This window comes from Streptomyces sp. NPDC104307 (assembly GCF_055584045.1).
In genome coordinates this window covers 426,812-452,862 of sequence record NZ_JBVJMU010000006.1, presented here as the reverse complement: position 1 = coordinate 452,862, position 26,051 = coordinate 426,812, and the positions used below count along the sequence as shown (strand labels likewise).

Annotated in this window: 27 protein-coding genes and 1 tRNA gene; 13 read left to right on the top strand and 15 right to left on the bottom strand. The window is 69.4% G+C overall.

Going from position 1 to position 26,051, the window contains the following annotated elements; all coding sequences use genetic code 11:
* Window positions 1-10: 10 nt before the first annotated feature.
* Window positions 11-736 (bottom strand): DUF5324 family protein, encoded by a 726-nt coding sequence (locus tag ACZ601_RS19425; protein ID WP_440578462.1) that lies wholly within the window; start codon window positions 734-736, stop codon window positions 11-13.
* Window positions 737-1,089: 353 nt separating this feature from the next.
* Here ACZ601_RS19425 and ACZ601_RS19420 point away from each other — a divergent pair, with 353 nt between their 5' ends.
* Entirely contained in the window at window positions 1,090-1,617 is a 528-nt protein-coding gene (locus ACZ601_RS19420) for a peptidylprolyl isomerase (RefSeq protein ID WP_440578463.1), read from the top strand.
* Window positions 1,618-1,776: 159 nt separating this feature from the next.
* Window positions 1,777-2,676 (top strand): rhomboid family intramembrane serine protease, encoded by a 900-nt coding sequence (locus ACZ601_RS19415; RefSeq protein WP_469539417.1) that lies wholly within the window; start codon window positions 1,777-1,779, stop codon window positions 2,674-2,676.
* A 298-nt stretch (window positions 2,677-2,974) separates the two neighbouring features.
* Here ACZ601_RS19415 and crgA read toward each other — a convergent pair whose 3' ends face one another.
* Window positions 2,975-3,229 (bottom strand): cell division protein CrgA, encoded by a 255-nt coding sequence (crgA, locus tag ACZ601_RS19410; protein WP_073733268.1) that lies wholly within the window; start codon window positions 3,227-3,229, stop codon window positions 2,975-2,977.
* Between the two features lie 142 nt (window positions 3,230-3,371).
* Here crgA and ACZ601_RS19405 point away from each other — a divergent pair, with 142 nt between their 5' ends.
* Genes ACZ601_RS19405 through ACZ601_RS19380 form a run of 6 tightly spaced genes read left to right on the top strand, consistent with a single transcriptional unit; the run spans window position 3,372 to window position 7,951 of the window.
* A complete protein-coding gene (locus ACZ601_RS19405) occupies window positions 3,372-4,139 on the top strand; it encodes a DUF881 domain-containing protein (protein ID WP_440578465.1) in 768 nt (255 codons plus the stop codon).
* Window positions 4,140-4,163: 24 nt separating this feature from the next.
* Window positions 4,164-4,889: a class E sortase gene (locus tag ACZ601_RS19400; protein WP_469539414.1), complete on the top strand. Its 726-nt coding sequence runs from the start codon at window positions 4,164-4,166 to the stop codon at window positions 4,887-4,889.
* Between the two features lie 51 nt (window positions 4,890-4,940).
* Window positions 4,941-5,123 carry a hypothetical protein gene (locus ACZ601_RS19395; RefSeq protein WP_390088391.1) on the top strand — a complete coding sequence of 61 codons (183 nt, stop codon included), beginning with the start codon at window positions 4,941-4,943 and terminating at the stop codon, window positions 5,121-5,123.
* The gene (locus tag ACZ601_RS19390) at window positions 5,120-5,758 is read left to right on the top strand and encodes an aminodeoxychorismate/anthranilate synthase component II (RefSeq protein WP_440578467.1); all 639 of its coding nucleotides are present in this window, start codon (window positions 5,120-5,122) and stop codon (window positions 5,756-5,758) included. The genes ACZ601_RS19395 and ACZ601_RS19390 overlap by 4 nt, the downstream gene beginning before the upstream one ends.
* Complete coding sequence (locus ACZ601_RS19385; protein ID WP_469539410.1) at window positions 5,755-7,188, top strand: class E sortase; 1,434 nt, start codon at window positions 5,755-5,757, stop codon at window positions 7,186-7,188. Before ACZ601_RS19390 ends, ACZ601_RS19385 begins: the two co-directional genes overlap by 4 nt.
* A gap of 34 nt (window positions 7,189-7,222) precedes the next feature.
* Complete coding sequence (locus ACZ601_RS19380; protein WP_469539408.1) at window positions 7,223-7,951, top strand: class E sortase; 729 nt, start codon at window positions 7,223-7,225, stop codon at window positions 7,949-7,951.
* A 100-nt stretch (window positions 7,952-8,051) separates the two neighbouring features.
* Here the strand turns inward: ACZ601_RS19380 and pknB are convergent, their stop codons facing one another.
* The 6 genes from pknB to ACZ601_RS19350 all read right to left on the bottom strand — a co-directional run bounded on the left by pknB (window position 8,052) and on the right by ACZ601_RS19350 (window position 16,158).
* Complete coding sequence (pknB, locus tag ACZ601_RS19375; protein ID WP_440579140.1) at window positions 8,052-10,052, bottom strand: Stk1 family PASTA domain-containing Ser/Thr kinase; 2,001 nt, start codon at window positions 10,050-10,052, stop codon at window positions 8,052-8,054.
* A 167-nt stretch (window positions 10,053-10,219) separates the two neighbouring features.
* Window positions 10,220-11,680: a peptidoglycan D,D-transpeptidase FtsI family protein gene (locus ACZ601_RS19370; RefSeq protein WP_440579139.1), complete on the bottom strand. Its 1,461-nt coding sequence runs from the start codon at window positions 11,678-11,680 to the stop codon at window positions 10,220-10,222.
* Entirely contained in the window at window positions 11,677-13,089 is a 1,413-nt protein-coding gene (locus ACZ601_RS19365; RefSeq protein WP_469539404.1) for an FtsW/RodA/SpoVE family cell cycle protein, read from the bottom strand. The genes ACZ601_RS19370 and ACZ601_RS19365 overlap by 4 nt, the downstream gene beginning before the upstream one ends.
* A 23-nt stretch (window positions 13,090-13,112) precedes the next feature.
* Entirely contained in the window at window positions 13,113-14,609 is a 1,497-nt protein-coding gene (locus ACZ601_RS19360; RefSeq protein ID WP_469539401.1) for a Stp1/IreP family PP2C-type Ser/Thr phosphatase, read from the bottom strand.
* Window positions 14,610-14,738: 129 nt separating this feature from the next.
* The gene (locus ACZ601_RS19355) at window positions 14,739-15,254 is read right to left on the bottom strand and encodes an FHA domain-containing protein FhaB/FipA (protein WP_073733278.1); all 516 of its coding nucleotides are present in this window, start codon (window positions 15,252-15,254) and stop codon (window positions 14,739-14,741) included.
* Window positions 15,255-15,264: 10 nt separating this feature from the next.
* Window positions 15,265-16,158: an FhaA domain-containing protein gene (locus tag ACZ601_RS19350; RefSeq protein ID WP_469539397.1), complete on the bottom strand. Its 894-nt coding sequence runs from the start codon at window positions 16,156-16,158 to the stop codon at window positions 15,265-15,267.
* A 317-nt stretch (window positions 16,159-16,475) separates the two neighbouring features.
* Here ACZ601_RS19350 and ACZ601_RS19345 point away from each other — a divergent pair.
* Window positions 16,476-16,558 (top strand) — tRNA-Leu (locus ACZ601_RS19345).
* A 280-nt stretch (window positions 16,559-16,838) separates the two neighbouring features.
* Here ACZ601_RS19345 and ACZ601_RS19340 read toward each other — a convergent pair.
* Window positions 16,839-17,450, bottom strand: a complete 612-nt coding sequence (locus ACZ601_RS19340; protein ID WP_440577408.1) for an FMN-dependent NADH-azoreductase — start codon at window positions 17,448-17,450, stop codon at window positions 16,839-16,841.
* A gap of 127 nt (window positions 17,451-17,577) precedes the next feature.
* On the opposite strand from ACZ601_RS19340, the gene ACZ601_RS19335 reads away from it, so the two are divergent.
* The 4 genes from ACZ601_RS19335 (at window position 17,578) to ACZ601_RS19320 (ending at window position 21,033) form a co-directional block, all read left to right on the top strand.
* On the top strand, window positions 17,578-17,925 hold the full coding sequence (locus ACZ601_RS19335; RefSeq protein ID WP_469539394.1) for a winged helix-turn-helix transcriptional regulator: 348 nt from the start codon (window positions 17,578-17,580) through the stop codon (window positions 17,923-17,925).
* A 186-nt stretch (window positions 17,926-18,111) separates the two neighbouring features.
* Window positions 18,112-19,563 (top strand): DUF2252 domain-containing protein, encoded by a 1,452-nt coding sequence (locus ACZ601_RS19330; RefSeq protein WP_469539391.1) that lies wholly within the window; start codon window positions 18,112-18,114, stop codon window positions 19,561-19,563.
* A 58-nt stretch (window positions 19,564-19,621) separates the two neighbouring features.
* On the top strand, window positions 19,622-20,641 hold the full coding sequence (locus tag ACZ601_RS19325) for a J domain-containing protein (protein ID WP_469539388.1): 1,020 nt from the start codon (window positions 19,622-19,624) through the stop codon (window positions 20,639-20,641).
* Window positions 20,642-20,688: 47 nt separating this feature from the next.
* Window positions 20,689-21,033, top strand: coding sequence for a rhodanese-like domain-containing protein (locus ACZ601_RS19320; protein ID WP_390088363.1), 345 nt, complete (start codon window positions 20,689-20,691; stop codon window positions 21,031-21,033).
* A gap of 107 nt (window positions 21,034-21,140) precedes the next feature.
* Here ACZ601_RS19320 and ACZ601_RS19315 read toward each other — a convergent pair whose 3' ends face one another.
* From ACZ601_RS19315 to paaA, 6 genes are all read right to left on the bottom strand, one after another.
* The gene (locus tag ACZ601_RS19315) at window positions 21,141-22,301 is read right to left on the bottom strand and encodes an acyl-CoA dehydrogenase family protein (protein WP_469539385.1); all 1,161 of its coding nucleotides are present in this window, start codon (window positions 22,299-22,301) and stop codon (window positions 21,141-21,143) included.
* 129 nt (window positions 22,302-22,430) lie between these two features.
* Window positions 22,431-23,489, bottom strand: coding sequence for a 2Fe-2S iron-sulfur cluster-binding protein (locus tag ACZ601_RS19310; protein ID WP_469539381.1), 1,059 nt, complete (start codon window positions 23,487-23,489; stop codon window positions 22,431-22,433).
* On the bottom strand, window positions 23,490-23,996 hold the full coding sequence (gene paaD, locus ACZ601_RS19305; protein WP_469539378.1) for a 1,2-phenylacetyl-CoA epoxidase subunit PaaD: 507 nt from the start codon (window positions 23,994-23,996) through the stop codon (window positions 23,490-23,492).
* Window positions 23,990-24,691 carry a 1,2-phenylacetyl-CoA epoxidase subunit PaaC gene (gene paaC / locus ACZ601_RS19300; RefSeq protein ID WP_469539376.1) on the bottom strand — a complete coding sequence of 234 codons (702 nt, stop codon included), beginning with the start codon at window positions 24,689-24,691 and terminating at the stop codon, window positions 23,990-23,992. Before paaC ends, paaD begins: the two co-directional genes overlap by 7 nt.
* Window positions 24,688-24,978, bottom strand: coding sequence for a 1,2-phenylacetyl-CoA epoxidase subunit PaaB (paaB, locus tag ACZ601_RS19295; RefSeq protein ID WP_469539373.1), 291 nt, complete (start codon window positions 24,976-24,978; stop codon window positions 24,688-24,690). The genes paaC and paaB overlap by 4 nt, the downstream gene beginning before the upstream one ends.
* The gene (paaA, locus tag ACZ601_RS19290; protein ID WP_469539370.1) at window positions 24,975-26,027 is read right to left on the bottom strand and encodes a 1,2-phenylacetyl-CoA epoxidase subunit PaaA; all 1,053 of its coding nucleotides are present in this window, start codon (window positions 26,025-26,027) and stop codon (window positions 24,975-24,977) included. The genes paaB and paaA overlap by 4 nt, the downstream gene beginning before the upstream one ends.
* Window positions 26,028-26,051 lie beyond the last annotated feature (24 nt).

Genomic DNA, 26,051 nt, shown 5'->3' with positions numbered 1-26,051 from the left:
CAGTCGCAGGTCAGGGACGGTCGTCCAGGTCCGTGCCGTCCACGGCGTCCGGTCCGTCCGCCTCCGCGTCGGCCTGCTTGGCCTGGACGTCGGGGTCGAGGACCGTCGAGCCGCTTCCGTCGACCGAGGTCAGCGGGGCACGGTCGTCGACCTCGGTGGGGGCGGGCGGCTCGACCAGCCAGTCGGGGTTGGCCTGCTTGTCCCACCAGCGCCAGACGACGTAGGCGCCGCCCGCGAGTACGGAGACCACGGCCAGCCCCTTGAACGTGCGGCCCGCCCTGGCCCGCCGCTCGTGCTTGCGGGTCAGCTTCCTGATCTCCTTCGCCGTGACCTGACCGCGCAGAGCGGCCAGTGCGGCGGCGCTGCGGGCACTGGCCTCCTGAGCGACCGGCTGGGCCGCGGCCATCGCGTGCTCGACGCGGGGCACGGTGTAGTCCGCCGCGCTCCGGGCCGCCTGACGGGTGCGCACCGCGGCGCGCTGCGCGGCCTCGTCGACCTTGGGGGGCACATGCGTACGGGCGAGTTCGATACGTGGTGCGAGGTGCGCGCCGTACTGGACGCGGGCCTGCTGAGCCGCCTTCGAAACCTTCGGCGCGAGCAGCGTACGAGCCTCGTGCGCGTAGTGAACGGCCTGTTCCCTGGCCGTGTCGGCGTAGGGGGCCGCCACTTCCGCGGCGTGCTGCACGCTGTCCCTCGCCGAGTCGGTTGCGGCGCGCACGCTGTCGATGCGGGTCACGGGATCCTCCTCCTTGATGGCGGGTTGGTACTCCGCCTGTCCACCCAATTCGAGATCATGCCTACTCGGGGCCTGCGCGGCACGCGGGGCGGGCATCCGGGTTATTCAGGTCATGAGGGACACCCTCGGGCAATGAGGTGCAAGGGGGAGCCTGTCGACGACAATGCCATGGTTCGGCCCGGCACGCGCCGGTTCGTCACGCACTTGGCCGCATTCGTTTCGCCGGAGGCCGTGTCGGGACGCCCGTGCGGGGTGTGTCGGGACGCCCGTGCGGCGCGGGCGGGACGGGCGACGCGGGGTGTGGTCCGTGCAAGGATCGGTGGACGTCAGAGCAGACTTACGGAAGGCAGATCGTGGCCGAGCAGCTTTACGCCACCTTGAAGACCAATCAGGGCGACATCGAGATCCGGCTTCTGCCGAACCACGCGCCCAAGACGGTCAGGAACTTCGTCGAGCTCGCCACCGGTGAGCGCGAGTGGACCCACCCCGCGACCGGGAACAAGTCCACGGACCGGCTGTACGACGGCACCGTCTTCCACCGCGTCATCAGCGGCTTCATGATCCAGGGCGGCGACCCGCTGGGCAACGGCACGGGCGGCCCCGGGTACGAGTTCGGTGACGAGTTCCACCCCGATCTGGCCTTCACCAAGCCGTACCTGCTGGCCATGGCGAACGCCGGCCCGGGGACCAACGGCTCGCAGTTCTTCGTGACCGTGTCGCCGACCGCCTGGCTGACCGGCAAGCACACCATCTTCGGTGAGGTGGCGGACCCGGCGAGCCAGAAGGTCGTCGACACCATCGCGGCCGCCCCGACCAACACGCGCACCGACCGCCCCCTGCAGGACGTGGTCATCGAGTCGGTCGTCGTCGAGAAGCGCTGAGCGCGGAGCGCCGAACGTAGCCGGCCGCTCACTCTCTGATCCGTCCGGGAACCAACTGCCCCGCCCGTCCGTACTTGATGACAGAACGGACGTGCGGGGCTGCTCGGTGCGCCCCGCCGTGATGACGAGGACCGAGGGGACCGGGAAGTGATGGGACCGATGGACCAGCAGCCGCCGGGCGAGCAGAACGCGTCCGCTCCCGTGGACGGTCCGGTCACCTGCTACCGCCACCCGGGCCGGGAGGCCGGGGTCCGCTGCACCCGCTGCGACCGCCCGATCTGCCCGGACTGCATGGTCAGCGCCTCGGTCGGCTTCCAGTGCCCGGACTGCGTCCGGCAGGGATCCGGTACGGGACACAGCCCGGCCGCCAGCCGGCCGCGCACGATCGCCGGCGGCTCGGTCGCGGCGGACCCCCGTCTGATCACCAAGATCCTGCTCGGGATCAACATCGCGGTGTTCGTCGCGGTGCTGGCCAACAGCGCGCTGGTCAACGATCTGGAGCTGCTGGGCCGCGCAAACTTCTACTACGGCGGTCCGCTGGAGGGAATCGCGGAGGGCCAGTGGTACCGGCTGGTCACGTCGATGTTCCTGCACGAGGCGGTGTGGCACATCGCCTTCAACATGATGGGGCTGTGGTGGCTCGGCGGTCCGCTGGAGGCGGCGCTCGGCCGCGCCCGTTTCCTCGCGCTCTACATGCTCTCGGGGCTGGCGGGCAGTGCCCTGACCTACTGGCTCGCCGCGCCGAACCAGCCCTCGCTGGGCGCCTCCGGCGCCATCTTCGGTCTGCTCGGCGCCACCGCGGTGCTCATGCGCCGGCTCAACTACGACATGCGCCCGGTCTTCGCACTCCTCGCGATCAACCTGATCATCACCTTCAACCCCTGGGGCGGAATCGCCTGGCAGGCGCATGTCGGCGGGCTGGTCGCGGGCACGCTGATCGCGATCGGCATGGTGCACGCTCCGCGCGAGCGGCGGAATCTGGTGCAGTACGGCACCTGCGCCGTGGGCCTGGTCGCGGTGGTCCTGATCGTGGTCCTCAGAACAGCCTCACTGACGTAGAAAGTGCGCCGTCAGCTCGATACGGACCGTTTGTGATCGAAGTTGTCCACAGCGTGTACCTGATCTTGTGCATTCGGTGGGTACAACTGCGCCCCTTGCCGCTGAGCTGGGTTTTTCCAGCTGGGACAAGGGGCGTACCGCCCGAGTGAGGGGCGGCTGCAGTCACACCGGCGTCAACGGTCAAGGAGTTATCCACAGATCGTCTGACCTTTTCCCCCGCCTGTGGATAACGCTGTGGGTAACTCAGGGCAAGGGTTGCGGAACCGGGGTCCGCTGTGGTGCTACGTGCTCGGTGGGGCTACTTCCACTGGGTGGAGACGCCGAAGCCGCCGGCGATGAAGCCGAAGCCGACGACGATGTTCCAGTTCCCCAGCGCATCGATCGGCAGGTCGCCGTCGGTCACGTAGAAAACGACGATCCAGGCCAGACCGACCAGGAAGAGCGCCAGCATGACCGGCGCCACCCAACTGCGGTTGGTCAGCTTTATGGCCGTTGCCTGCTTCGCCGGAGGGGGCGTGAAATCGGCCTTCTTGCGGATACGTGACTTCGGCACGAGGAACTCTCCTGTCGATGCGCTGCGTTACCGCGCAGGGAACTGTTGGCTGACGCCGGGCGTGGCGCGAGGGGGAAATCCTGCCTCCCCCGGGCGTCCGTTAGCGTAGTGCTTCCGTGGCGCCGAAGGAGATAAGGGTACGTTGAGCAATTCTGCCGACTCTCCCCCAGGGCCGGTCCGGCGCTCCCTCCGGAACCCGGTCAGAGTGCTCACCGCTGCCGTTTTCGCCCTGGCCGGTCTGATCTTCGTCACCAGCGCGAACACGGCCAAGGGCACCAACATCCGCACGGACTCCTCGCTGCTGAAGCTCTCCGACCTCATCCAGCAGCGCAGCGACAAGAACGCCGGCCTGGAGGAATCCGCCGCGTCCGTGCGCGGGGACATCGACGCCCTCGCCCAGCGCGACGACGGCAGCACCAAGGCGGAGGACGCCCGGCTCAAGGCGCTGGAGCGGTCGGCCGGCACCACGAAGCTCTCCGGCCGGGCCGTGTCCGTCACCCTCGACGACGCCCCGCCGAACGCCACCGCCAACCCCGGCTACCCCGATCCGCAACCCAACGACCTGGTCATCCACCAGCAGGACCTGCAGGCGGTCGTCAACGCCCTGTGGCAGGGCGGGGCCGGCGGCATCGAGGTCATGGACCAGCGGCTGATCTCCACCAGCGCGGTGCGCTGCGTCGGCAACACCCTGATCCTCCAGGGCCGGGTCTACTCACCGCCGTACAAGATCACGGCCGTGGGTGACCCCGGAAAGCTCAAGCAGGCACTGAACGCCTCCCCGGCGATCCAGAACTACCTGCTGTACGTGAAGGCGTACGGGCTCGGCTGGAAAGTCGATGAGCGCCAGGCGGTGACTCTTCCCGGCTACTCGGGCACAGTGGATCTCCACTATGCGGAGCCGGTGAAGTAGCGACAGCTGCGGGGAGGCCGACCGGTGTCGGTGCGACTGATCGTCAGGACGTTCAGCGAACTGTGCATCACGATCGGTGCCCTGATCATCCTCTTTGTGGTGTACGTGCTGTTCTGGACCGGAGTGAAGGCCGCCGGTGCGACCGAGGGGCAGATCGACGACCTGCAACGCCAGTGGGCCCAGGGCGCGATCTCCGCACCCGCACCCGCCCCGTCGCAGTCGGCCTCACCGAAGGCCCCGAAGTCCCCGGCCACCAAGGCCCCGGCCCCGAAGGCGTACCGCGACGGGAAGCCGTTCGCGATGCTCTACATACCGCGCTTCGGAAAGGGCTGGGACTGGCCCGTTCTGGAGAACACCGAGGTGAAGACCCTGCAGAAGGGGCTGGGGCACTACCGGGGCACCGCCCGCCCCGGAGCCACCGGCAACTTCGCGGTGGCCGGCCACCGACGCACGTACGGTGACCCCTTCAAGGACTTCCCGAAGCTGCGCCCGGGGGACCCGGTGCTGGTGACGGACGGGACTACGTGGTTCACGTACCGCATCGACAAGAAGCCCTACCGCACCGTGCCGAGCGATATCGGCGTCATCGATCCCGTCCCGCGCAAGTCCGGCTTCGACGGGCCCGGCCGCTATCTCACGCTGACCACCTGCGACCCGGAATGGGGCAGCAGCCACCGGCTGATCGCCTGGGCGCACCTGGACGCGACCCAGCCCGTCACCGACGGAAGGCCTGCGGCTTTCCACAACTGATGCGCCGGACAGGCTCTACTCTGGTCCCGTATCGAATACGGAGGGGTCAGCATGTACGGCTGGATCTGGCGTCATCTGCCGGGCAACGCGTGGGTGCGCGGGTTCATCTCACTCGTGCTCGCAGTGGCGGTTGTCTACGTGCTGTTCCAGTACGTCTTCCCGTGGGCGGAGCCGCTGCTTCCGTTCGGCGACGTGACGGTCGACGGCGCGGCCGCGACGGGGGCCGGCCGATGAGCGCCCGCATCCTGGTCGTCGACAACTACGACAGCTTCGTCTTCAACCTCGTCCAGTACCTCTACCAACTCGGCGCCGAGTGCGAGGTGCTGCGCAACGACGAGGTGACCACGGCCCACGCCGAGGACGGCTTCGACGGCGTCCTGCTCTCGCCGGGCCCCGGCACCCCCGAGCACGCGGGCGTCTGTGTCGACATGGTGCGGCACTGCGCGCGGACCGGTATCCCGGTCTTCGGGGTCTGCCTCGGGATGCAGTCGATGGCGGTGGCGTACGGCGGTGTCGTGGACCGCGCCCCCGAACTGCTGCACGGCAAGACGTCCGCGGTGATCCATGAGGGCAAGGGGGTCTTCGCCGATCTGCCCTCGCCCTTCACCGCGACCCGCTACCACTCGCTCGCCGCGGAGCCGGACACGGTTCCCGAGGAGCTGGAGGTCACCGCGCGCACGGCCGACGGCATCATCATGGGGTTGCGGCACCGGGAGCTCGCGGTCGAGGGAGTGCAGTTCCATCCGGAGTCGGTGCTCACCGAGCACGGTCATCTGATGCTGGCCAACTGGCTCGCGCAGTGCGGTGACGCCGGAGCCGTCGAGAGGTCGGCGGGGCTCGCGCCGGTGGTGGGCAAGGCCGTCGCGTGACCCCACCGCGCCACGGTCGGGACGCCGGTCGGGACGGCCCGCACGAAGAGGGGACGGACGAGGCCGCGGGCGCGTTCGAGGCGGCGGTCGGCCAGCTGGCGGACCCGCTGAACGACCCGCTGCCCGGGGAGCACGCCTCCCCCTGGTTCCGCGCGGAGGGCACCCCCGGGAGGGCTGCCGGTCCGGACGGCGGTCCGGGGGTCGCCGGTACGCCGTCGCCGCAGGCGCCACACGGGCCGCAGGCGGCTCAGGAACCCCCGCGCGAGTGGTACGACCCCGAGGGGTACGAACGGGACTGGTACGGCCACCAGGAGCCCGCCCCGGCTGCCCCGTCCGCCCCTGCTGCCTCGGCCGTGGTGTCACCCGCCCACGACGAGACGGTCGCACTGCGGACGTCGGACACCCGGCGAATAGCGTCGCACGCGCAGCCGCAGGCGCGGCCGCCGCGCCGCCCGGAGCCGGAAGGCGGGCCGGAGGCCGAGGACGCCACGGAGGTCATGGCGGTGGTACCGGCCGCGGGGCGCGTGGACGCCACGGACGACACGGATGCCCTGGACTCCCCGGAAGGGGAGCCGAACAGCACCGGCGGCCGGGCCGAGCGGCGGCGTGCGGCCAAGGGCCGCGGCCGCAGGCGCGGCGACCAGCGTCCGGGGACGGGGACGGGGACGGGGACGGGGACGGGTCCGGCGTCGGAGCCCGCCGCCCCCGCGAAGCCGATGTCGCGCGTCGAGGCACGACGGGCCGCGCGGGCGGCCAAAGACAGCCCGGCCGTCGTGGTCAGCCGGGTGGTCGGTGAGCTGTTCATCTCGCTGGGCGTGCTGATGCTGCTGTTCGTCACGTACCAGCTGTGGTGGACCAATGTGCGCGCCGACCAGATCGCCGGCAACGAGACGCACAAGATCCAGGACGACTGGGCCAGCGGAAAGCGTGCCCCCGGCATGTTCGAGGCCGGCCAGGGCTTCGCCATCATCCACATCCCGAAGCTGGACGTGGTTACACCGATCGCAGAGGGCACCAGCAAGGAGAAGGTCCTGGACCGGGGCATGGTCGGTCACTACGGCGAGAAGCCGCTGCGCACGGCGATGCCGTCGGACAAGCAGGGCAACTTCGCGCTGGCCGGTCACCGCAACACCCACGGTGAGCCGTTCCGCTACATCAACCGGCTGAAGCCCGGTGACCCGATCGTGGTCGAGACGCAGGACGCCTACTACACGTACGAGATGACGAGTGTGCTGCCCCAGACCTCGCCGTCGAATGTGTCGGTGATCGGCCCGGTGCCGCCGCAGTCCGGGTTCACCAAGCCCGGCCGGTACATCACACTGACGACCTGTACGCCCGAATTCACGAGTACGTACCGAATGATCGTCTGGGGCAAGATGGTCGACGAACGGCCGCGCAGCAAGGGGAAGCCCGACGTGCTCGTGGACTGAACGGGCCGAACATCATCAGAACAGGGACGGTGCGGTGGCAGCGAGGACCGAGGACCAAGAGCAGATCGGCGAGTCCGCACCCGTGGTGCGGCGCACGCGCCGCCATCCCTTCGCGACCGCGGTCAGCGTCTTCGGTGAACTCCTGATCACCGCGGGCCTGGTGCTGGGTCTCTTCGTCGTCTACTCCCTCTGGTGGACCAACGTGCTCGCCGACCGCGAGGCGACCAAGCAGGGCCACACCGTCCGCGACCGCTGGGCCGACGGACCCGGGGCGCTGGACACCAAGGACGGCATCGGCTTCCTGCACGTCCCGTCGATGAAGAACGGCGAGGTGCTCGTCAAGAAGGGCACCGACACCGAGAACCTCAACGACGGCATCGCCGGCTACTACACCGACCCGGTGAAGTCGGCGCTCCCCTCGGCAGAGAAGGGCAACTTCACCCTGGCCGCCCACCGGGACGGCCACGGGGCGAAGTTCCACAACATCGACAAGGTGCGGACCGGGGACGCGGTCGTCTTCGAGACCAAGGACACCTGGTACGTCTACAAGGTCTTCAAGGAGCTTCCGGAGACGTCGAAGTACAACGTCGACGTCCTTCAGGAGGTCCCGAAGGGCTCGGGCAAGAAGAAGCCCGGCCGCTACATCACGCTGACGACCTGCACGCCCGTCTTCACCTCGAAGTACCGCTACATCGTTTGGGGCGAGCTGGTCCGCACGGAGAAGGTCGACCGCGACCGTACGAAGCCGGCGGAGCTGCGCTGAGCCGGGCACCGACAAGCACGTCGAGCACCAACGAACACGGGGCCCCGATCACCGTTGAGGTGATCGGGGCCCCGTGCTGTGTTGTGCTGTGGCGCGACGGCTAGTGGCCGTTGTTCCCGCCCAGGAAACCGTTCCCGTCCCCGTCCCCGCCGCCGCCCATGGTGGTGAGCGTGATGGTGGTGCCGGCGGGGTCGGCCTGGGTGTTCGGCTGCGGGTCGATGCCGGTGACCATGGCGTTGTCGTCGTCGGAGCTGCCCTCCGCGAACTGGATGTTCGTGAAGCCGGCGTCGTTCAGGATCTGCTTGGCCTCGGAGACCTTCTTCGTCCTGACCTCGGGAACGGGCTTTGTCGTCGGCTGCGGCGGGCCCTTGGAGACCTTGAGGAGGATCGCGGTGTCCTTGCCGACCTTCTCGTGGGCCGCCGGGGTCTGACCGACAACCTCGCCCGCGGGCTTCTCTTCGTTGTCGACCTCGGACTTCCCGATGTTCGTGAAGCCGTTGCCGGTGAGCTGCGCGACCGCTTCCTCGTACTTACGGCCACTCACATCCGGCACCAGGATCAGCTTCTCCGTCGCGACCGAGATCTCGACCTCGGAGTTCTTCTCGGCCTTGGCGTTGCCCTTGGGCGACTGGTCCAGGACGGTGCCCGGCTGGGCGTCGGCGGACTCCACCGACTTCACGTTGACCGTGAAGCCCTGGTCCTCAAGGACCTTGCGCGCGCTGTCCTCGGACTTCTCCGTGACGTCCGGGACGCTGACCTTCGGAGCACCGGTGGAGACGAAGACCGTCACGGTCTCGTTCTCCGACATCTGCTCGTCGGGCGTCGGGGTCTGCCGGCAGATCTTGTTCTTGGGCTGGTCCTTGCACGCTTCCTTCGGGCCCTGCTTGAGCACGATGGTGGCGTTGTCGGCGAGCCTCTGCGCTTCCTTGACGGTGCTGCCGACCATGTTGGGAGCGTCGAACTTGTCGCCGCCGCCGCTCGTGTCACCGAAGACCGACTTGCCGATCAGGACCGCCCCGATCAGCACCAGGATGCCCGCGACGATCAGCAGGATCGTCGAGGTGTTGCTCTTCTTCTGACGGCGGCGGTCGGGCCGGTCGTCGTAGCCGTAGCCGCCGTCGTCCGGGTTGACCGGGGGCAGCATCGAGGTCTGGGCGCCATTCTGGTCCGCGGGGCGCATGGCGGTGGTGGGCTGGTCGTTGCCGTACCCGTCGTAGCCGCCGTAGCCGGCCGCACCCATCGCCGCGGTGGCGGCGACCGGCTGGCCGTCGAGGCAGGCCTCGATGTCGGCGCGCATCTCGTCGGCCGACTGGTAGCGGTAGTCCGGGTCCTTGACCAGGGCCTTCAACACGATCGCGTCCATCTCGGGCGTGATCTCGGGGTCGAAGTTGCTCGGGGTCTGCGGCTCTTCCCGTACGTGCTGGTAGGCGACCGCGACGGGTGAGTCACCGATGAACGGCGGCCGGACCGTCAGCAGCTCGTAGAGCAGACAACCCGTCGAATAAAGGTCCGACCTGGCGTCGACCTGCTCGCCCTTGGCCTGCTCCGGGGAGAGGTACTGAGCGGTGCCGATGACGGCCGAGGTCTGGGTCATCGTCATACCGGAGTCGCCCATGGCACGGGCGATGCCGAAGTCCATGACCTTGACCTGGCCGGTGCGCGTCAGCATGACGTTGGCCGGCTTGATGTCACGGTGGACGATGCCCGCGCGGTGCGAGTACTCCAGCGCCTGGAGGATGCCGACCGTCATTTCGAGGGTGCGCTCCGGCAGCAGCCTGCGGCCCGAGTGCAGCAGCTCTCTGAGCGTCGAGCCGTCGACGTACTCCATGACGATGTACGGGATCGAGACCCCGTCGACGTAGTCCTCACCCGTGTCGTACACCGCGACGATCGCCGGATGGTTCAGGGAGGCGGCGGACTGGGCCTCACGGCGGAACCGGGCCTGGAAGGACGGGTCGCGGGCGAGGTCCGCCCGAAGCGTCTTCACAGCTACGGTGCGGCCGAGCCGGGTGTCGTGGGCGAGGAATACCTCGGCCATGCCACCACGGCCGAGCACCGAGCCCAGCTCGTACCGGCCGCCGAGGCGACGCGGCTCTTCCATAACTGTTCCAGCCCTCTCCGTCAGTCCTGACCACACCGGTGTGCGGTCCGGCGGTGTGCTGTTCGCGCATACGCTACCGGCCGCGCACTACGTGATCAGCCCGCAGCCCCTACCTGATATCCGACCGGTATCCCAACGTGCGGATATGGCGTCCGGCGTGACGGGCATCACTTCTTGCTGTCGATGACCGCCTGCATGACCTTCTTCGCGATGGGGGCCGCCAGGCCGCCACCGGAGATGTCGTCGCGGGTGGCCTTGCTGTCCTCGACGACCACGGCGACGGCGACGGGGGAGCCGCTGTCGGTCTTCGCGTACGAGACGAACCAGGCGTACGGGTTCTCGCTGTTGCCGAGACCGTGCTGGGCCGTACCCGTCTTGCCGCCGACGGTGACGCCGGGGATCTTGGCGTTACCGCCGGTTCCCGACTCGACGACGGTCTTCATCATTTCCTGGATCTTCTGGGCGTTCTCACCCGACAGGGGCTGGCTGAGCTGCTCCGGCTCGTGGGTGTAGATGTCGTCCAGGCTGGGCGACTGCCGCTTGGCGACCATGTACGGCTGCATCAGCTTGCCGTCGTTGGCGACCGCGGAGGCCACCATGGCCATCTGGAGCGGGGTGGCGCGGTTGGACGCCTGGCCGATGCCGGCCATCGCGTTCTGCGGCGGAACGTCCTTGGGGTAGATGCTCGCGGTGGCGCGGACCGGGGTGAAGACGTCCTTGTTGAAGCCGAACTTATCGGCCTGGTCGATCATCTTCTGGTTGCCGAGGTCATCGCTGATCTTGCCGAAGACAGTGTTGCAGGAGATCCGCAGCGCTTCTCGGAGCGAGACGTTCTCACACTGGATGCTGCCCTCGTTCGGCAGGTCCTGGCTGGTCTGGGGCAGGCGGAAGGGCACCGGCGAATTCGTCTTGGCGTCGATGTCGGTGTACAGCCCGTTCTCCAGGGCGGCGGCCGCGGTGACGATCTTGAACGTCGAACCGGGCGGGTAGGTCTCGCGCAACGCCCGGTTGAGCATCGGCTTGTCCTTGTCCTTCTGGAGCGCCTGCCAGGCCTTGGAGTCCTTGTCCGAGTTGCCCGCGAAGGTCGAGGGGTCGTACGAGGGCGTGCTGGCGAGTGCCAGGATGGCGCCGGTCTGCGGGTCGAGGGCGGCGACGGCGCCCTTCTTGTCACCGAGCCCCGTGAAGGCGGCCTTCTGCGCGGCGGAGTTGAGCGTGGTGACGACGTTGCCGCCCTGCTTCTTGTCGCCGGTGAACATCGACATGGTGCGGTCGAAGAACAGCTGGTCGTCGTTGCCGGTGAGGATGCCGTCCTCGATGCTTTCCAGCTGGGTGGCCCCGAAGGCCTGCGAGGAGTAGCCGGTGACCGGGGCCCACAGGGGGCCGTCCTGCCAGACCCGCTTGTACTTGAAGTCGCTGTCCTCCGTCTCCTTGGACCCGGTGACGGCCTTGCCGCCGTCGACGATGATGTCGCCGCGCTCGTGGGCGTACCGCTCGATGCGGACGCGGCGGTTCTCGTCGCGGGTGTTGAGCTCGTCGGCCTTCACGTACTGGAGGTAGTTGGTCCGCGCGAGCAGGGCGAAGATGAGGACGCCGCAGAAGATCGCGATCCGGCGCAGGGGCTTGTTCACGGTCGGACCACCTGGGTCATCTCGGCGTCGGAGGTAGGCGCGGGGGCCGGGGCGGGGCGGCGGGCGGTGTCGCTGATCCGGATGAGGATCCCGATCAGTGCCCAGTTGGCGATCACGGACGATCCACCGGCGGCGAGGAACGGCATCGTCATACCGGTCAGCGGGATGAGGCCCATCACACCGCCGGCGACGACGAAGACCTGGATGGCGAAGGCGCCGGAGAGGCCGATGGCGAGGAGCTTGCCGAAGGGGTCACGGGCGGCGAGTGCCGTACGGACGCCGCGCTCGACGATGAGGCCGTAGATCAGCAGGACGGCCATCATTCCGGCGAGTCCGAGTTCCTCACCGACGGTGGAGAGGATGAAGTCGGCGTTGGCGGCGAAGCCGATCAGGTCGGAGTGGCCCTGGCCCCAGCCGGTGCCCAGGGTTCCTCCGGAACCGAAGGACATGATGGCGTTGCCGATTTGCTCGCAGGCGCCGTCCGTCTGATAGCAGGCGAACGGGTCCATCCAGGCGTCCACGCGCTGTTGCACGTGGGATTCGAACGTCGAGACACCCACCGCTCCGACCGCGGACATCAGCAGACCGAAGACAATCCAGCTGGTCCGCTCCGTGGCTACGTACAGCATGATCACGAAGAGACCGAAGAACAGCAGCGAGGTCCCGAGGTCGGTCTCGAAGACCAGGATCAGGATCGATACCGCCCAGATGACCAGAATCGGGCCGAGGTCACGGCCGCGGGGCAGGTAGAGCCCCATGAACCGGCGGCTGGCCAGGGCCAGGGCATCACGTTTCACCATGAGATAGCCGGAGAAGAAGATCGCGATGATGATCTTTGCGAACTCGCCGGGCTGGATGTGGAGGGGGCCGATACTGACCCAGATCTTGGCGCCGTTCACCGCCGGGAAGAACATCGGCAGGACCAGTAGGGCCAGCGCCGCCACCATGGAGATGTAGGTGTACCGCTGCAGGATGCGGTGGTCCTTCAGGACAATCAGCACCGCGACCAGCAGCGCGATGCCGATCGCGGAGTACATCAGCTGCTTGGGGGCGTCAGGGGTGAACTTGCCCCACGCGCTCTCGGCACGGTCGATCAGCCGCTGCGACTGGTCCAGCCGCCAGATCAGTACCAGGCCGAGGCCGTTGAGCAACGTGGCCAGCGGCAGCAGCAGCGGGTCCGCGTACGGCGCGAACTTGCGCACCACGAAGTGGGCCACGCCGCCGAGCAGGATCAGGCCGAGGCTGTAGCCGAACATGCCGGACGGGAGTGTGCCGTCGATGGCGAGACCCACGTTGGCGTAGGCGAACACCGAGATGGCGATGGCGAAGACCATCATCATCAGTTCGGTGTTGCGCCGGCTCGGTGCGTCGATCGCGCCGATCGTGGTCGTGTTGGTGACAACGCTCATAGTGCTGAAGGCCCCCTACGGCTTTACTGCTTACCGCACTGCGGGACCAGCTTCTTCTCTTCCTCCGAGAGGCTGGGACCAGGAGTGGGAGTCGCTGAAGTCTGGTTGGTCTTGGTGGTGCCGGACTTTCCGGACGACTTGTTGGTGCCCGTGTCCGTACCGCCGGCCCGGCCCTCGTCACTGGGGGCGTTCTTCTCGGCTGCGCGGCGCTGTGCGTCCTTCTTGCAGGCAGTCGCCTGGGCGGAGAGTTCGTCGATCTTCTCGCGGGCGTCCGCGAGGTTGCCCTCGGTGATGGTCGCCTCGACCTGCTTGCGCTGGTAGGGCGGCAGGTACTTGAGTTCGATCTCGGGGTGGTCGTTCTCCACCTTCGAGAGCGAGACCCAGGCGAGGTCCTGGCTGATGCCCCGGTACAGCGCGACGTTGTCGTTCTTGGCGCCCACGTAGAACTGGGTCTGCGTCCAGCGGTAGCCGCCGTACAGACCGCCGCCGATGACCGCCAGCGCGAGCACGACGTACAGCGACCTCTTGAGCCACTTGCGGCCGCCGGGCTTGACGAAGTCCTCGTCGGAGTAGGACCCGAAGGACCCGTCCGGCATTCCGTCGTACCCGGAGTCGTCACCGCTGCCGGGCGGGCCGAAGCCACCCGCGGGCGGCGGGACGGGGCGGCCGAGGCCTGCCGCCCGTCCGGCGGGGGTCTGCATCGCGCCGTCGTCGTTGAGCTGGGCGGCCTGGTTCTCCGCCACCGCGCCGACGATGACCGGGGTGTCGTTGAGCTGCCCGGCCAGGGTGTCGTTGCCGTCGACGTCGAAGACGTCCGCGACGATGCAGGTGATGTTGTCCGGGCCACCACCGCGCAGAGCGAGCTGGATCAGGTCCTGGATGGTCTCCTGCGGCCCCTGGTAGCTGGCGAGCGTCTCCTCCATCGTCTGGTGGGAGACGACGCCGGAGAGGCCGTCGGAGCAGATCAGATAACGGTCGCCGGCCCGGACCTCGCGGATGGAGAGGTCGGGTTCGACGTGGTCGCCACTGCCCAGCGCGCGCATCAGCAGGGAGCGCTGCGGGTGGGTGGTGGCCTCCTCCTCGGTGATCCGGCCCTCGTCGACCAGCCGTTGGACCCAGGTGTGGTCCTGCGTGATCTGGGTCAGTACGCCGTCACGCAGCAGGTACGCGCGTGAGTCACCGACGTGTACGAGGCCGAGCCGCTGACCGGTCCACAGGAGGGCGGTGAGCGTGGTGCCCATGCCCTCCAGCTGCGGGTCCTCCTCGACCATCATGCGCAGCTGGTCGTTGGCCCGCTGCACCGCCGTACCGAGCGAGGTGAGGATGTCGGAACCGGGTACGTCGTCGTCCAGCTGCACGAGTGTGGAGATCACCTCGGAACTGGCGACCTCACCCGCGGCCTGTCCGCCCATTCCGTCGGCGATGGCGAGAAGGCGGGGACCGGCGTAGCCGGAGTCCTCGTTGCCTTCCCGGATCATGCCCTTGTGCGATCCGGCGGCGAAGCGCAGGGAAAGACTCATGCGCACCTCGCCCGTCGGTTCGGGGTACAGCCGGTCTCGCGCCACACTGCCCACCCTCCGGTCGGGAGCCCTGCCGGGTCCGATGCCCGGGTCACCGCGGCTCGCTCGCTCCGCTCGCTCATTGTCGTACTACTTCCGCAGCTCGATGACGGTCTTGCCGATCCGGATCGGCGCGCCCAGCGGAACAGGCGTCGGGGTGGTGAGACGGGTCCGGTCCAGATACGTGCCGTTGGTGGACCCGAGATCCTCGACGATCCACTGGCCGTCACGGTCGGGGTAGATCCTGGCATGCCTGCTGGACGCGTAGTCGTCGTCCAGCACGATCGTTGAATCATGGGCGCGGCCCAGCGAGATGGTCTGTCCCTGGAGCGCCACCGTGGTGCCGGTGAGGGTGCCCTCGGACACGACCAGCTTGGTAGGCGCCCCCCGGCGCTGGCGGCCGGGCTGCTGGCGTTGCTGCGGCGGTGCCGCAGCGGTTTGGCGTGCCTGTGGCGGGCGCGCGTCGTTCGCAGTACGGCGTGAGCCGCGCTGCGTCACGCGCGTTCCGAACAGGTCGCTGCGGATGACCTGGACGGCCACGATCACGAACAGCCACAGAACAGCCAGGAAACCTAGCCGCATGACCGTAAGGGTCAGCTCTGACATTGCCCCCGCTTCACCCTTCGGCTTGCCGGTAAACGATGGTGGTGTTGCCCACGACGATCCGCGAGCCGTCGCGGAGCGTAGCGCGGGTTGTGTGCTGCCCGTCTACCACGATGCCGTTGGTAGACCCGAGATCCTGGATCGTCGAGGGCGTTCCGGTCCGGATCTCACAGTGCCGGCGGGAAACGCCGGGGTCGTCGATCCGCACGTCGGCGTCGGTGCTGCGGCCCATCACCAACGTCGGGCGGGAGATCTGATGGCGGGTGCCATTGATCTCGATCCAGCGTCGCACCTGCGTGTTCGGCAGGGGGCTGGGATTGGCCGGCGGGCGCCGGTCGGATGCGGGTGCTGCGGGACGCCCCGCGCCCGGCGGTGGGGCCGCGGGCATGGGCGGGGCGGAGGTGGGCGGGTAGCCGTAGCCGCCGGGGGCCTGCGGGGCGGCGGGGCGCCCGTGGCCGGAACGGGGCGGGCCGGCGGGCTGTCCGGGCTGGTTCTGGAAACCGTGCTGCTCAGGCTGGCTCTGCTGTGACGAACTCGATGCCAGCGTGCGGCTGCGTACCCGGTAGAGACCGGTGTCGAGGTCGTCGGCCTTCTCCAGGTGGACCTTGATGGGGCCCATGAAGGTGTACCGCTGCTGCTTGGCGTAGTCCCGGACCAGGCCCGAGAGCTCGTCGCCCAGCTGGCCCGAGTACGGGCTGAGCCGCTCGTAGTCGGGGGCGCTGAGTTCGACGATGAAGTCGTTGGGGACGACGGTCCGCTCGCGGTTCCAGATGGTGGCGTTGTTGTCGCACTCCCGCTGGAGGGCTCCAGCGATCTCGACCGGCTGCACCTCGGACTTGAAGACCTTGGCGAAAGTGCCATTGACGAGACCTTCGAGACGTTGCTCGAAACGCTTCATGACTCCCATGGGGCACCTCCTCCGGTGTCGTCGTCCCTGTACTGCTTACTGATCGTATCCACGCGTCGGGAAATCGGCTGGTTCCCCTTGTCTGCACTGCGGATGAGTGTCCCCCCTCACACGGATCGTAGAGGCGGTCTCCTCACAGTGTCCCGCACCTTGGGTGCACTCAGGAGGAGTGGGGGGCGCCGGGTCCGGGTTCCCGGTTCCCGTCAGGCGTTCGACGAAACAAAGGGATGTGAATCCGCCCTGTCCAGCGTGCTAATCTTCCAGATGTCGCCAGGGGCTCGCACCGAAAAGTGAGAGATTCTGGAAACACCACTCATGCGCGAGTGGCGGAACGGCAGACGCGCTGGCTTCAGGTGCCAGTGTCCTTAGGGACGTGGGGGTTCAAATCCCCCCTCGCGCACAAGAAAGAAGCCCCGCAGACCTTGGTCTGCGGGGCTTCTTCAGTTTGGCCCGGGGTCGGTCGGCCGGTCTTGGTTTCACGTGAAACGCCCGATTGATGCCCGTCGGCGCGGGCGCGCAGGGGGAGCGGGTCGGGCGGGAGTCGGGCGGGAGTGCTGGGATCGTTATGCGGAAGGTCCGGTCCCATGGGACCGGACCTTCCGTATGTATGCAGGCGCCCCGGGTTTCTCGGGGGCCTCAGGTGTTCAGTTGCTTGGGGTGCTTGGGGTGCTTGAGGTGTCTCAGGCGGCGAGTCGGGATGCGAGGCTCTTGGCCTTCTCCGTGGCGTCGGTGAGCGCCTTCGCGCGGGAGGCCTCGGCGAGCGGGATCAGCTCGGCCATCCCCGGATTGCTGTGGGCCAGGGTGAGCTCCGGGACGATGAAGTCGACCTCGGCGGCGAACATGGACGTCAGCAGCGTCGCCAGATAGTTCTGGACGAACTCGGCGCCCTCGCGCGGGGTGCCGGGGGCGTAGGAGCCGCCGCGGCTGGCGACGACCGTGATCGGGGTACCGGCCACCGGGCTGTCGGGGCCGGTGTTGTGGCCCGCGATGATCACGTGGTCGAGCCACGCCTTCAGGGTCGACGGAATCGAGAAGTTGTACATCGGTGCGCCGATCAGCACCGCGTCCGCGGCGATCAGCTCGGCGGCCAGTTCGCTGCGCAGCGGGTGCTCGGCGCCGGCGGCGGCGGCCGCGGCGTCCAGGTGCGGCAGCGGGGTGACGGCGAGGTCGCGGTAGATGACCTGCCCGTCGGGGTGCTGCTCGCGCCAGGCCTCCACGAACGCGGCGGTGACCTCACGTGACGCCGAACCCTGGGGGAAGACGGCGGAGTCGAGGTGAAGAAGGGTGGCCATGGGGGTCTCCAGGGATGTCAGTAGCCAGACGGGCCGGTGAGGCGGGCCTAGTTTTCGTATGTACCTAGTAATAACATAGTGGCTTACTAATCGTAAGTCCCTAGCGATGGCGCAGTACCCTGGGCGTATGGCGGATCACAGCGAGCAGGCGTGCCGACGGGTCGACGTGAGCATCAGCCGCGTCTTCGAGCTGTTCGGCAAGCGCTGGACGGGGCCGATCGTCTCCGTGCTGATGCAGCAGCCCGTGCACTTCGCCGATCTGCGGCGAGCGATTCCCGGCATCAGTGAGCGCATGCTCTCGGACCGGCTGTCCGAACTGGGGACGGCGGGGCTGGTGGTCCGGGAGGTGGACGAGGGGCCGCCGCTGCGGGTTTCGTACCGCCTGACCGAGGCCGGCGCCGCGATGGAGCCCGCGCTCAAGGAGCTGGGGCGCTGGGCGGAGACGCATCTGACGGACGGCGGGGGCGACTGCTAGGGACTGGCGTCAGTTTGACGACATGCCCGCGCCTTTCGGACGCGCCGGGGGTTTTCCACAGGTGCTCGGAGCGGTCATCCACAGGGGGAGACGGCTGCCGGTGAACGGCGGTACCTTCGTCGGTAGTTGATGTTGGACCGGGGCGCCGGGCGGCGGCTCCGGGCGAGGCCGGGGGAGCTGCGCGCCATGGGTGGGATCGAAGCGACGGTGCCGGTACAGCGGGCCGTGGAGGGGGATTCGCGCATTCCGGTCGTGCCCGGGTTCGCCCGGCGCGGGTACCCGGAGGGGCCCGGTGGCCCTCGGTCGCCGCGGGACGCGGGCAAGGCGCTGCGTGAGCGGGTACCCCGGTCCTCACACGCGTCGCTGGTCCTGCCCGGGGGCAGGCCCGACGCGGTCCGGGCGGTCGAGGAGTCGAACCGGGGCCGGGTGCCCGAGCTCACGCCGATCCGGGTGGGGCGGATGGCCGCCACCCCGTTCGCCTTTCTCCGGGGTTCGGCCGGGCTGATGGCCCACGATCTGGTGGGCACCCCCGTCACGGGTGTGGCGGCCCAGCTCTGCGGCGACGCCCACGCGGCCAACTTCGGTCTGTACGGCGATGCGCGCGGCAACCTGGTCATCGACCTGAACGACTTCGACGAGACCGTGACCGGGCCGTGGGAGTGGGATCTCAAACGCCTGGCCACCTCACTTGTGCTCGCGGGCCGTGAGGCCGGCGCGGACGAGGAGACGTGCCGCAGGGGCGCGTACGACACGGTGGGTGCCTACCGGCGGACGATGCGGCTGCTGGCCAAGCTGCCCGCGCTCGACGCCTGGAACGCCATCGCGGACGAGGAGCTCGTCTCGCACACGGACGCGCGTGATCTGCTCGGCACGCTGGAGCGGGTCTCCGAGAAGGCCCGCAACAACACCAGTGCCCGCTTCGCGGCGAAGTCCACGGAGGAGTCGGGGGACGCCGGACGCCGATTCGTCGACGCACCGCCGGTGCTGCGCCGGGTGCCGGACGCGGAGGCCGCGGCCGTGGCGGCGGGGCTCGGTGACTACCTGGGCACCGTCTCACCGGACCGGGTGCCGCTGCTGGCCCGGTACGCGATCCACGATGTGGCGTTCCGGGTGGTCGGCACGGGGAGCGTGGGCACCCGGTCCTATGTGGTGCTGCTGCTCGATCACCGGGGCGAGCCGCTGGTGCTTCAGGTGAAGGAGGCCAGGCCCTCGGTGCTGGCTCCCCATCTGCCCGCTGCCGGGTTCGAGGTGCCGGAGGTGGCGCACGAGGGGCGCCGGGTGGTGCTCGGGCAGAAGAGGATGCAGGTCGTCAGCGACATCCTGCTCGGCTGGACGACCGTGGACGGGCGGCCCTTCCAGGTGAGGCAGTTCAGGAACCGCAAGGGCAGCGTCGATCCGGCGGCCCTCGCCGCAGACCAGGTCGACGACTACGGCCGGATGACCGGCGCGCTGCTGGCCCGTGCGCACGCGCACAGCGCCGACCCGAGGCTCATCGCGGGCTACTGCGGCAAGAACGACGAGCTGGACGAGGCGGTGGCCGCGTTCGCGGTGACCTACGCGGACCGTACGGAGGCGGATCACGCCGAGCTCGTGCGGGCGATCGCCGCCGGTCGGACGGAGGCGGAGCCGGGGGTGTGACATCCGTTGCGCGGACCGCGCGTCTCCGGGGCGTTGGCCGTGGCCATACGCTGGACGAGTGACCCACGAAGCCGCCGGGGTGCCGACCACCCGGAACGACGATGACCGGCAGGACGACGACCGGCTGGACCAGGACGTGCAGGACCAGGACGTGCAGGACCTGGGCTCGCAGGACCAGGACCGGAACCGGCAGGACCAGGACCGGCAGGACGAGCGGCCCGGCCGTTCGGACGACGCGCGCGCCGAGACCGCTCCTCCCGCCGGGGCGTCGGCCGACGGCGTCGGCGGTGGGCCTGCTGAGCAGCCACGGCCCGAGGCGCGTCTCGCACATGCCGTGCGGGTCGCCGAGCAGGCCCTGATCGAGTTCGAGATCGCGGTGGAGACCTTCCGGGTGGAGGTGGAGAACTTCTCCCGGCTGCATCACCAGCGGCTGGGCCCGATGTACGCGCGTCTCGACGAGCTCGATGCGCAGATCGCGGAGGCACGGGCCGCGAGGACCGGCGACCCCGAGGATCTGCGCAAGGCGCAGGAGGCGCGGGCGGTCGTGATGCCCATGCCGGGTGTGGACGAGCTGTTCCACGACTGGATGGACTCCGACGGGCTCTCCCCCGAGGCCAGCGCGATGCTGACCGAGCAGCCCGTCCGGCCGCCGAAGCGGGTCCGGCCGACCGAGGAGGCCCGCAAGCTGTACCGCGAGCTGGCGCGCAAGGCCCATCCGGATCTGGCCCAGGACGAGGAGGAACGGGCCCGCCGGGACGAGTTCATCACCCGCGTCAACGCCGCGTACGGGCGTGGGGACGAGGAACTGCTCAAGGAGCTGGCCCAGGAGTGGGCGGCCGGACCGGCCGCTCCGGAGGCGGAGCTGGGGGAGGCCGATGAGCTCTACGCCCGGCTGAACTGGCTGACCCAGCGCAAGGAGCTGCTGACGGTGCTCGCGCAGGAGCTGGAGCAGAGCGCGATCGGCGCCATGCTGCGGATGGCTCCGGACGATCCGGATCACCTGCTCGAAGAGATCGCGGATCAGCTGCTGGGCGAGGTGTCGCAGCGTGAGGCGGAGCTGGCAGCCCTGGTGCAGTAGCGTTTCCGGAGATTTCGGAGCGTAACTAACGAAAGAAGGCGTGACCCATGAATTTCGGCCCGCTCCCCACGGTCGATGTGACGGCGGTGCCGGCGGACGGCCTCGTGCTGGACGTACGGGAGGACGAGGAATGGGCGGCCGGGCACGTCGACGGCGCCCTGCACATCCCGATGAGCGGCTTCGTGGGCCGCTTCGGTGAGCTGACGGAGGCGGCGGAGGACGGTCGGCGCGTGCATGTGATGTGCCGGGTCGGCGGCCGGTCCGCCCAGGTCACCCAGTACCTGGTGCAGCAGGGCATCGACGCCGTGAACATCGACGGCGGAATGCTCGCCTGGGACGCCGCCGGTCGCCCGATGGTCACCGACAGCGGAAACCCGGCCTTCGTCGCCTGATCGTCCGCCGCCTGGGGCCTGGGGTGCCTCGTGGGTGCCTCGCGGGTGTCCCCGGGGTGCCTCCTGGGTGTTGTCTGGCCCCGGCGGCGGGTGGCGGGTGGCGGGGGTCAGTCCAGGGAGTGCGCGGCCAGCAGGTCGCCCAGAGCCTCCTCGTGGGCGGCGGCCGGGCCGAGGGAGAGCTCCAGCTGCTTCGCCCAGGCGTGGAAGCGGTGCAAGGGGTAGTCGGTGTCCGCGCCGAAGCCGCCGTGCAGGTGCTGTGCCGTCTGCACGACCCGGCGCACCCCGTCCGACGCCCAGATCTTCGCGACGGCGACATCGCCCGCCGGGGGCAGCGCGCCACTCCCGCCGGTCGCGATCCGCCAGGCGGCCTGCCAGAGGGTGACCTCCATGGCCCGCAGGTCGATGTATCGGTCAGCGGCCTGTACGGCGACGGCCTGGAAGGTCGCCACCGGGAAGCCGAACTGCTCGCGCTTCCCGGTGTATTCGCTCGTCATGGCCAGCACGGCCTCACCCAGCCCCAGCGCGAGCGCGCAGGTCCCGGTGGTGAGCAGCGCGTGCAGCCACTCCCAGGCGCCGGCGGCGTCGATCAGCTCGTGGGGCGCGATCCGTACCGCGTCCAGCCGTACCTCACCGAACAGTTCACCGCTGGTGGAGACCTGCTCCGCGATGGTGAGGCCGTCGTGGCCGCTCCGGACCATGGCCACAACGGCGCGGCCGTCCCCGGTGTGGGCGGGCACCGCGATCCAGTCGGCGGTCCGCGCCCACGGAACGGCCGACTGCACACCGTCCAGCACCCAGCCGGCTTCCGAGCTGTCGCCCTCGTGCCCGGTGTCGTCCGGGCGGGCGGTGACGGCGAGTTCGGCCGGATCGTGGCCGGTGCGCCCGTTGGCTCCGACGGTGAGGACGAGCTCACCGCGGCCGACGCCGGGCAGTAGCTCGGCGGCCAGCCCCTGGTCCCCGTACCGCTGGAGCGCCATCGCGACCGCGCACGTCTCCAGCAGGGGGACCCGGGCGAGGACCTTCGCGGATTCGCGCAGCACCAGGCAGAGCGCGATCAGGTCGAGGCCGGCCCCGCCGTGCTCGGGGGAGAGTGTCAGGCTCAGCAGGTCCCCGGCGGCGAGCCCGGCCCACAGCGGCCTGTCGATGTCCTCGGCCACCGCACCCGGTACGAGCGCGGGGCTGGGAACCGCGTCGGGCACGACGCCCGAGAAGACGGCCCGTGCCGCCTCTGCGGCTGCCTGCTGTTCCTCGGTGTAGGTGAAGTCCACTGTCCTGGCCTCCCGCGAACCGCTTTGCCCGTACCGGACCTGACGGAGCGTCAAGATAGAACAGGTTCTACAAGAAGGGAACAGGTGCGGGGGTGCGGGGGTGCGGGTACGGGTGCGCCGGTGGAGCGCTCACCGGTCGAAGTCGAGTTCCACCTCCCCGGTCACCGGATGGGACTGGCAGGCCAGTACGTAGCCGGCGCCCGTCTCTTCCGGTTCGAGCGCGAAGTTGCGGTCCATCCGCACCTCGCCCGAGACCAGGAAGGCCCTGCACGTACCGCACACGCCCCCCTTGCAGGCGTACGGCGCGTCCGAGCGGCTGCGGAGCACCGTCTCCAGCAGTGATTCGCCCTCCTGCACGGGCCACTTGCCCGAGCGGCCGTCCAGAGTCGCCGTGAGCATGCTGTCGGCAGGAGCCTCGATCCGGGGGCGGACCGCGGCGCCGGGCCCGTCGTCGACGTGGAAGATCTCCTGGTGGATCCGGGCCCGCTCGACTCCCAGGCCGTGCAGCGCGCCCTCGGTGGCCCGGACCAGGCCGAGCGGACCGCACAGATACCAGCCGTCCACATCGGACACCGGGAGCAGCGCGGGCAGCAGCCCGGTGAGCCGGTCGCGGTCCAGCCGACCCGAGGGGAGGCCGGCCTGCTGCTCCTCCCGTGAGAGCGCGGTGACCAGCTGGAACCGGTCCGGATAGCGGTCCTTGAGGTCAGCGACCTCGTCCAGGAACATCGTCGACGCGGCGGTCCGGTCGCTGCGGATCAGGCAGAACGAGGCGTCGGGCTCCCGCGCCAGCAGCGTCGCCGCGATGGACAGCACCGGGGTGATCCCGCTGCCGCCCACGACCGCCGCGAACTGCCCGGGGCGCGGGGTGAGTACGAAGCGGCCCATCGGGGGCATCGCCTCGACCTGGTCGCCGACCGCGAGCTCCTTCAGCGCGTAGGTGGAGAAGACGCCGCCGTCGACGAGCCGGATGCCCACCCGCAGGCGCGGCTCGGCCGGCTGCTCGGTGGCCGGTGCGCAGATCGAGTACGAGCGGCGGACCTCCTCACCGTCGACGGTGTAGCGGACATTGAGGTGCTGGCCGGGTCTGTGGCGGAAGGTCTCGCGCAGATCCGGCGGCACGGCGAAGTCGACAGCGACCGAATCGTCCGTGAGCCGTTCGATCGCGCTGACCCGGAGCGGATGGAACATCTACAACTCCTTGAAGTGGTCGAACGGTTCGCGGCATGACACACACCTGCGGAGCGCCTTGCAGGCGGTGGAGGAGAACCGGCTCAGCAGCTCCGTATCGGTGGAGCCGCAGTGCGGGCAGCGCACCGACAGGGCGAGCGGCACGGGCCCGGCGGCGGGCGAGGCCGTGCTGTGCGACCGAGGAGGCGCTATGCCGAACTCGGTGAGCTTGCGGCGCCCTTCCGCGCTGATGTCGTCCGTGGACCAGGCCGGGGTGAGGACGGTGACCACGGAGACCTCGGTCATGCCGTGGTCGAGCAGCACGCGCTCGATGTCCGTGGACATCGTCTCTATGGCGGGGCAGCCGGTGTAGGTGGGGGTGAGCCGGACCGTGACGCGGCCCGGTGCCAGCACCTCCACACCCCGGAGCACGCCCAGCTCCTCCAGGGTCAGCACCGGCAGCTCCGGGTCGGGGACGGAGCCGGCGATGCCGCGCAGCTCGTCCTCCAGCGTCGTACGGGTCACCATGACGCCCCCGGGTGACTGCGGTGCAGATGCTGCATCTCGGCGATCATCCGGCCGAAGGGCTCCGTGTGGATGCCCTGGCGCCCCGCTCCGGCCGTCCAGGCGCCGGACTGCGGGCCGGTCGGTACGGTCAGCGTGGCCCGCTCCAGAACGGTGGTGACGGACGCCAGCCAGTCGCTCCGCAGGGCGTTCCAGTCCACCTCGACGCCTTCGACGGGCTGGGACAGCTCACCGGTGAAGCGCCACAGCGCGTCCACCGCGTGCTGCATCCGGTCGTGGCTCTCCGGCGTGCCGTCCCCGAGGCGCAGGGTCCACTGCTCGGCGTGGTCCCGGTGATAGGCGACCTCTTTGACCGCCTTCGCCGCGATGCCCGCGAACTCGCCGTCACCGGCCGCCAGCCGCTCGTACAGCCCGTGCTGGTGGACGGAGAAGAAGAGCTGGCGGGCGATGGTGTGGGCGAAGTCGCCGTTCGGCTGCTCGACCAGCTGGACGTTGCGGAAGGCGCGCTCCTCGCGCAGATACGCCAGCTCGTCCTCGTCCCCGACGAGGGAGAGCAGCAGTCGCGCCTGGCCCAGCAGGTCCAGGGCGATGTTGGCGAGGGCCACCTCCTCCTCCAGTACGGGGGCGTGGCCCGCCCACTCCCCCAGCCGGTGCGACAGCACCAGCGCGTCGTCGCCCAGGGCGAGGGCCGCGGTCACAGGTGCTTCACCCCTTCCGGGATCTTGTAGAACGTGGGGTTCCGGTAGGGCTTGTCACCGGCCGGCTCGAAGAACGTGTCCTTCTCGTCCGGCGAGGACGCCGTGATCTGGGTGGACGGCACCACCCAGACGGAGACCCCTTCGGACCGGCGTGTGTACAGATCGCGTGCGTTGCGCAGCGCCATCTCGGCGTCCGGGGCGTGCAGGCTGCCGGCGTGGGTGTGGGAGAGGCCACGCCGCGAGCGCACGAACACCTCCCACAGTGGCCATTCGGTCGAGCTGCTCATGCTGTCGCCTCCCCGTTCGGTACGACCGTCGTCTGCGTCGTGGACGCCCGATGCGCCCGTTGCGACTGTTGCGTCTGTTGTTTCTGTGCGTAGGCGGCGGCTGCCTCGCGGACCCAGGCGCCTTCCTCGTGTGCCCGGCGGCGCTGGGTGAGGCGCTCCTCGTTGCACGGACCGTTGCCCTTCAGGACCTCCTGGAACTCCGTCCAGTCGATCGCCCCGAAGTCGTGCTGACCGCGCTCCTCGTTCCACCGGAGGTCCGGGTCGGGGAGGGTGAGGCCCAGCACCTCCGCCTGCGGGACGCATATGTCGACGAAGCGCTGCCGCAGCTCGTCGTTGGAATGCCGCTTGATCTTCCAGGCCATCGACTGGGCGGAGTGCGACGAGGCGTCGTCCGGCGGGCCGAACATCATCAGGGACGGCCACCACCAGCGGTTCACCGCGTCCTGGGCCATCTCGTGCTGGGCGGCCGTGCCGCTGCTGAGGGCCAGCAGCAGCTCGTATCCCTGTCGCTGGTGGAAGGACTCCTCCTTGCAGATGCGGACCATCGCGCGGGCGTAGGGGCCGTAGGAGCAGCGGCACAGGGGCACCTGGTTGGTGATCGCCGCCCCATCCACGAGCCAGCCGATCGCGCCCACGTCCGCCCAGGTCAAGGTGGGGTAGTTGAAGATCGACGAGTAGCGCTGGCGGCCCGCGTGGAGCTTGTCGAGCAGCTCCTCGCGGCCGGTGCCGAGGGTCTCGGCCGCGCTGTAGAGGTAGAGGCCGTGTCCCGCCTCGTCCTGCACCTTGGCGATCAGGATCGCCTTGCGGCGCAGCGAGGGCGCACGGGTGATCCAGTTGGCCTCGGGCTGCATGCCGATGATCTCGGAGTGGGCGTGCTGGGCCATTTGCCTGACCAGCGAGGCGCGGTAGGCATCGGGCATCCAGTCGCGCGGCTCGATGCGCTCGTCGGCCGCCACTGCGGCGTCGAAGGCTTCCACCAGGGCCCCGTCCGCCCCCTCGGTGCTGCCCGCTGTCGCCTGCGCCGCCTGGCCCGCAGTCAATGCCGCCATCCCGGACTCCCTACCGACCGATCG

Excerpts from the sequence above, each read along its gene's own strand:
- ACZ601_RS19415 (WP_469539417.1), top strand. The coding sequence starts at position 1,777 with ATGGACCAGCAGCCGCCGGGCGAGCAGAACGCGTCCGCTCCCGTGGAC.
- ACZ601_RS19395 (WP_390088391.1), top strand. The coding sequence starts at position 4,941 with ATGTACGGCTGGATCTGGCGTCATCTGCCGGGCAACGCGTGGGTGCGC.
- ACZ601_RS19390 (WP_440578467.1), top strand. The coding sequence starts at position 5,120 with ATGAGCGCCCGCATCCTGGTCGTCGACAACTACGACAGCTTCGTCTTC.
- pknB (WP_440579140.1), bottom strand. The coding sequence starts at position 10,052 with ATGGAAGAGCCGCGTCGCCTCGGCGGCCGGTACGAGCTGGGCTCGGTG.
- ACZ601_RS19365 (WP_469539404.1), bottom strand. The coding sequence starts at position 13,089 with ATGAGCGTTGTCACCAACACGACCACGATCGGCGCGATCGACGCACCG.
- ACZ601_RS19360 (WP_469539401.1), bottom strand. The coding sequence starts at position 14,609 with ATGAGTCTTTCCCTGCGCTTCGCCGCCGGATCGCACAAGGGCATGATC.
- ACZ601_RS19355 (WP_073733278.1), bottom strand. The coding sequence starts at position 15,254 with ATGTCAGAGCTGACCCTTACGGTCATGCGGCTAGGTTTCCTGGCTGTT.
- ACZ601_RS19350 (WP_469539397.1), bottom strand. The coding sequence starts at position 16,158 with ATGGGAGTCATGAAGCGTTTCGAGCAACGTCTCGAAGGTCTCGTCAAT.
- ACZ601_RS19340 (WP_440577408.1), bottom strand. The coding sequence starts at position 17,450 with ATGGCCACCCTTCTTCACCTCGACTCCGCCGTCTTCCCCCAGGGTTCG.
- ACZ601_RS19335 (WP_469539394.1), top strand. The coding sequence starts at position 17,578 with ATGGCGGATCACAGCGAGCAGGCGTGCCGACGGGTCGACGTGAGCATC.
- ACZ601_RS19330 (WP_469539391.1), top strand. The coding sequence starts at position 18,112 with ATGGGTGGGATCGAAGCGACGGTGCCGGTACAGCGGGCCGTGGAGGGG.
- ACZ601_RS19320 (WP_390088363.1), top strand. The coding sequence starts at position 20,689 with ATGAATTTCGGCCCGCTCCCCACGGTCGATGTGACGGCGGTGCCGGCG.
- ACZ601_RS19310 (WP_469539381.1), bottom strand. The coding sequence starts at position 23,489 with ATGTTCCATCCGCTCCGGGTCAGCGCGATCGAACGGCTCACGGACGAT.
- paaD (WP_469539378.1), bottom strand. The coding sequence starts at position 23,996 with ATGGTGACCCGTACGACGCTGGAGGACGAGCTGCGCGGCATCGCCGGC.
- paaB (WP_469539373.1), bottom strand. The coding sequence starts at position 24,978 with ATGAGCAGCTCGACCGAATGGCCACTGTGGGAGGTGTTCGTGCGCTCG.
- paaA (WP_469539370.1), bottom strand. The coding sequence starts at position 26,027 with ATGGCGGCATTGACTGCGGGCCAGGCGGCGCAGGCGACAGCGGGCAGC.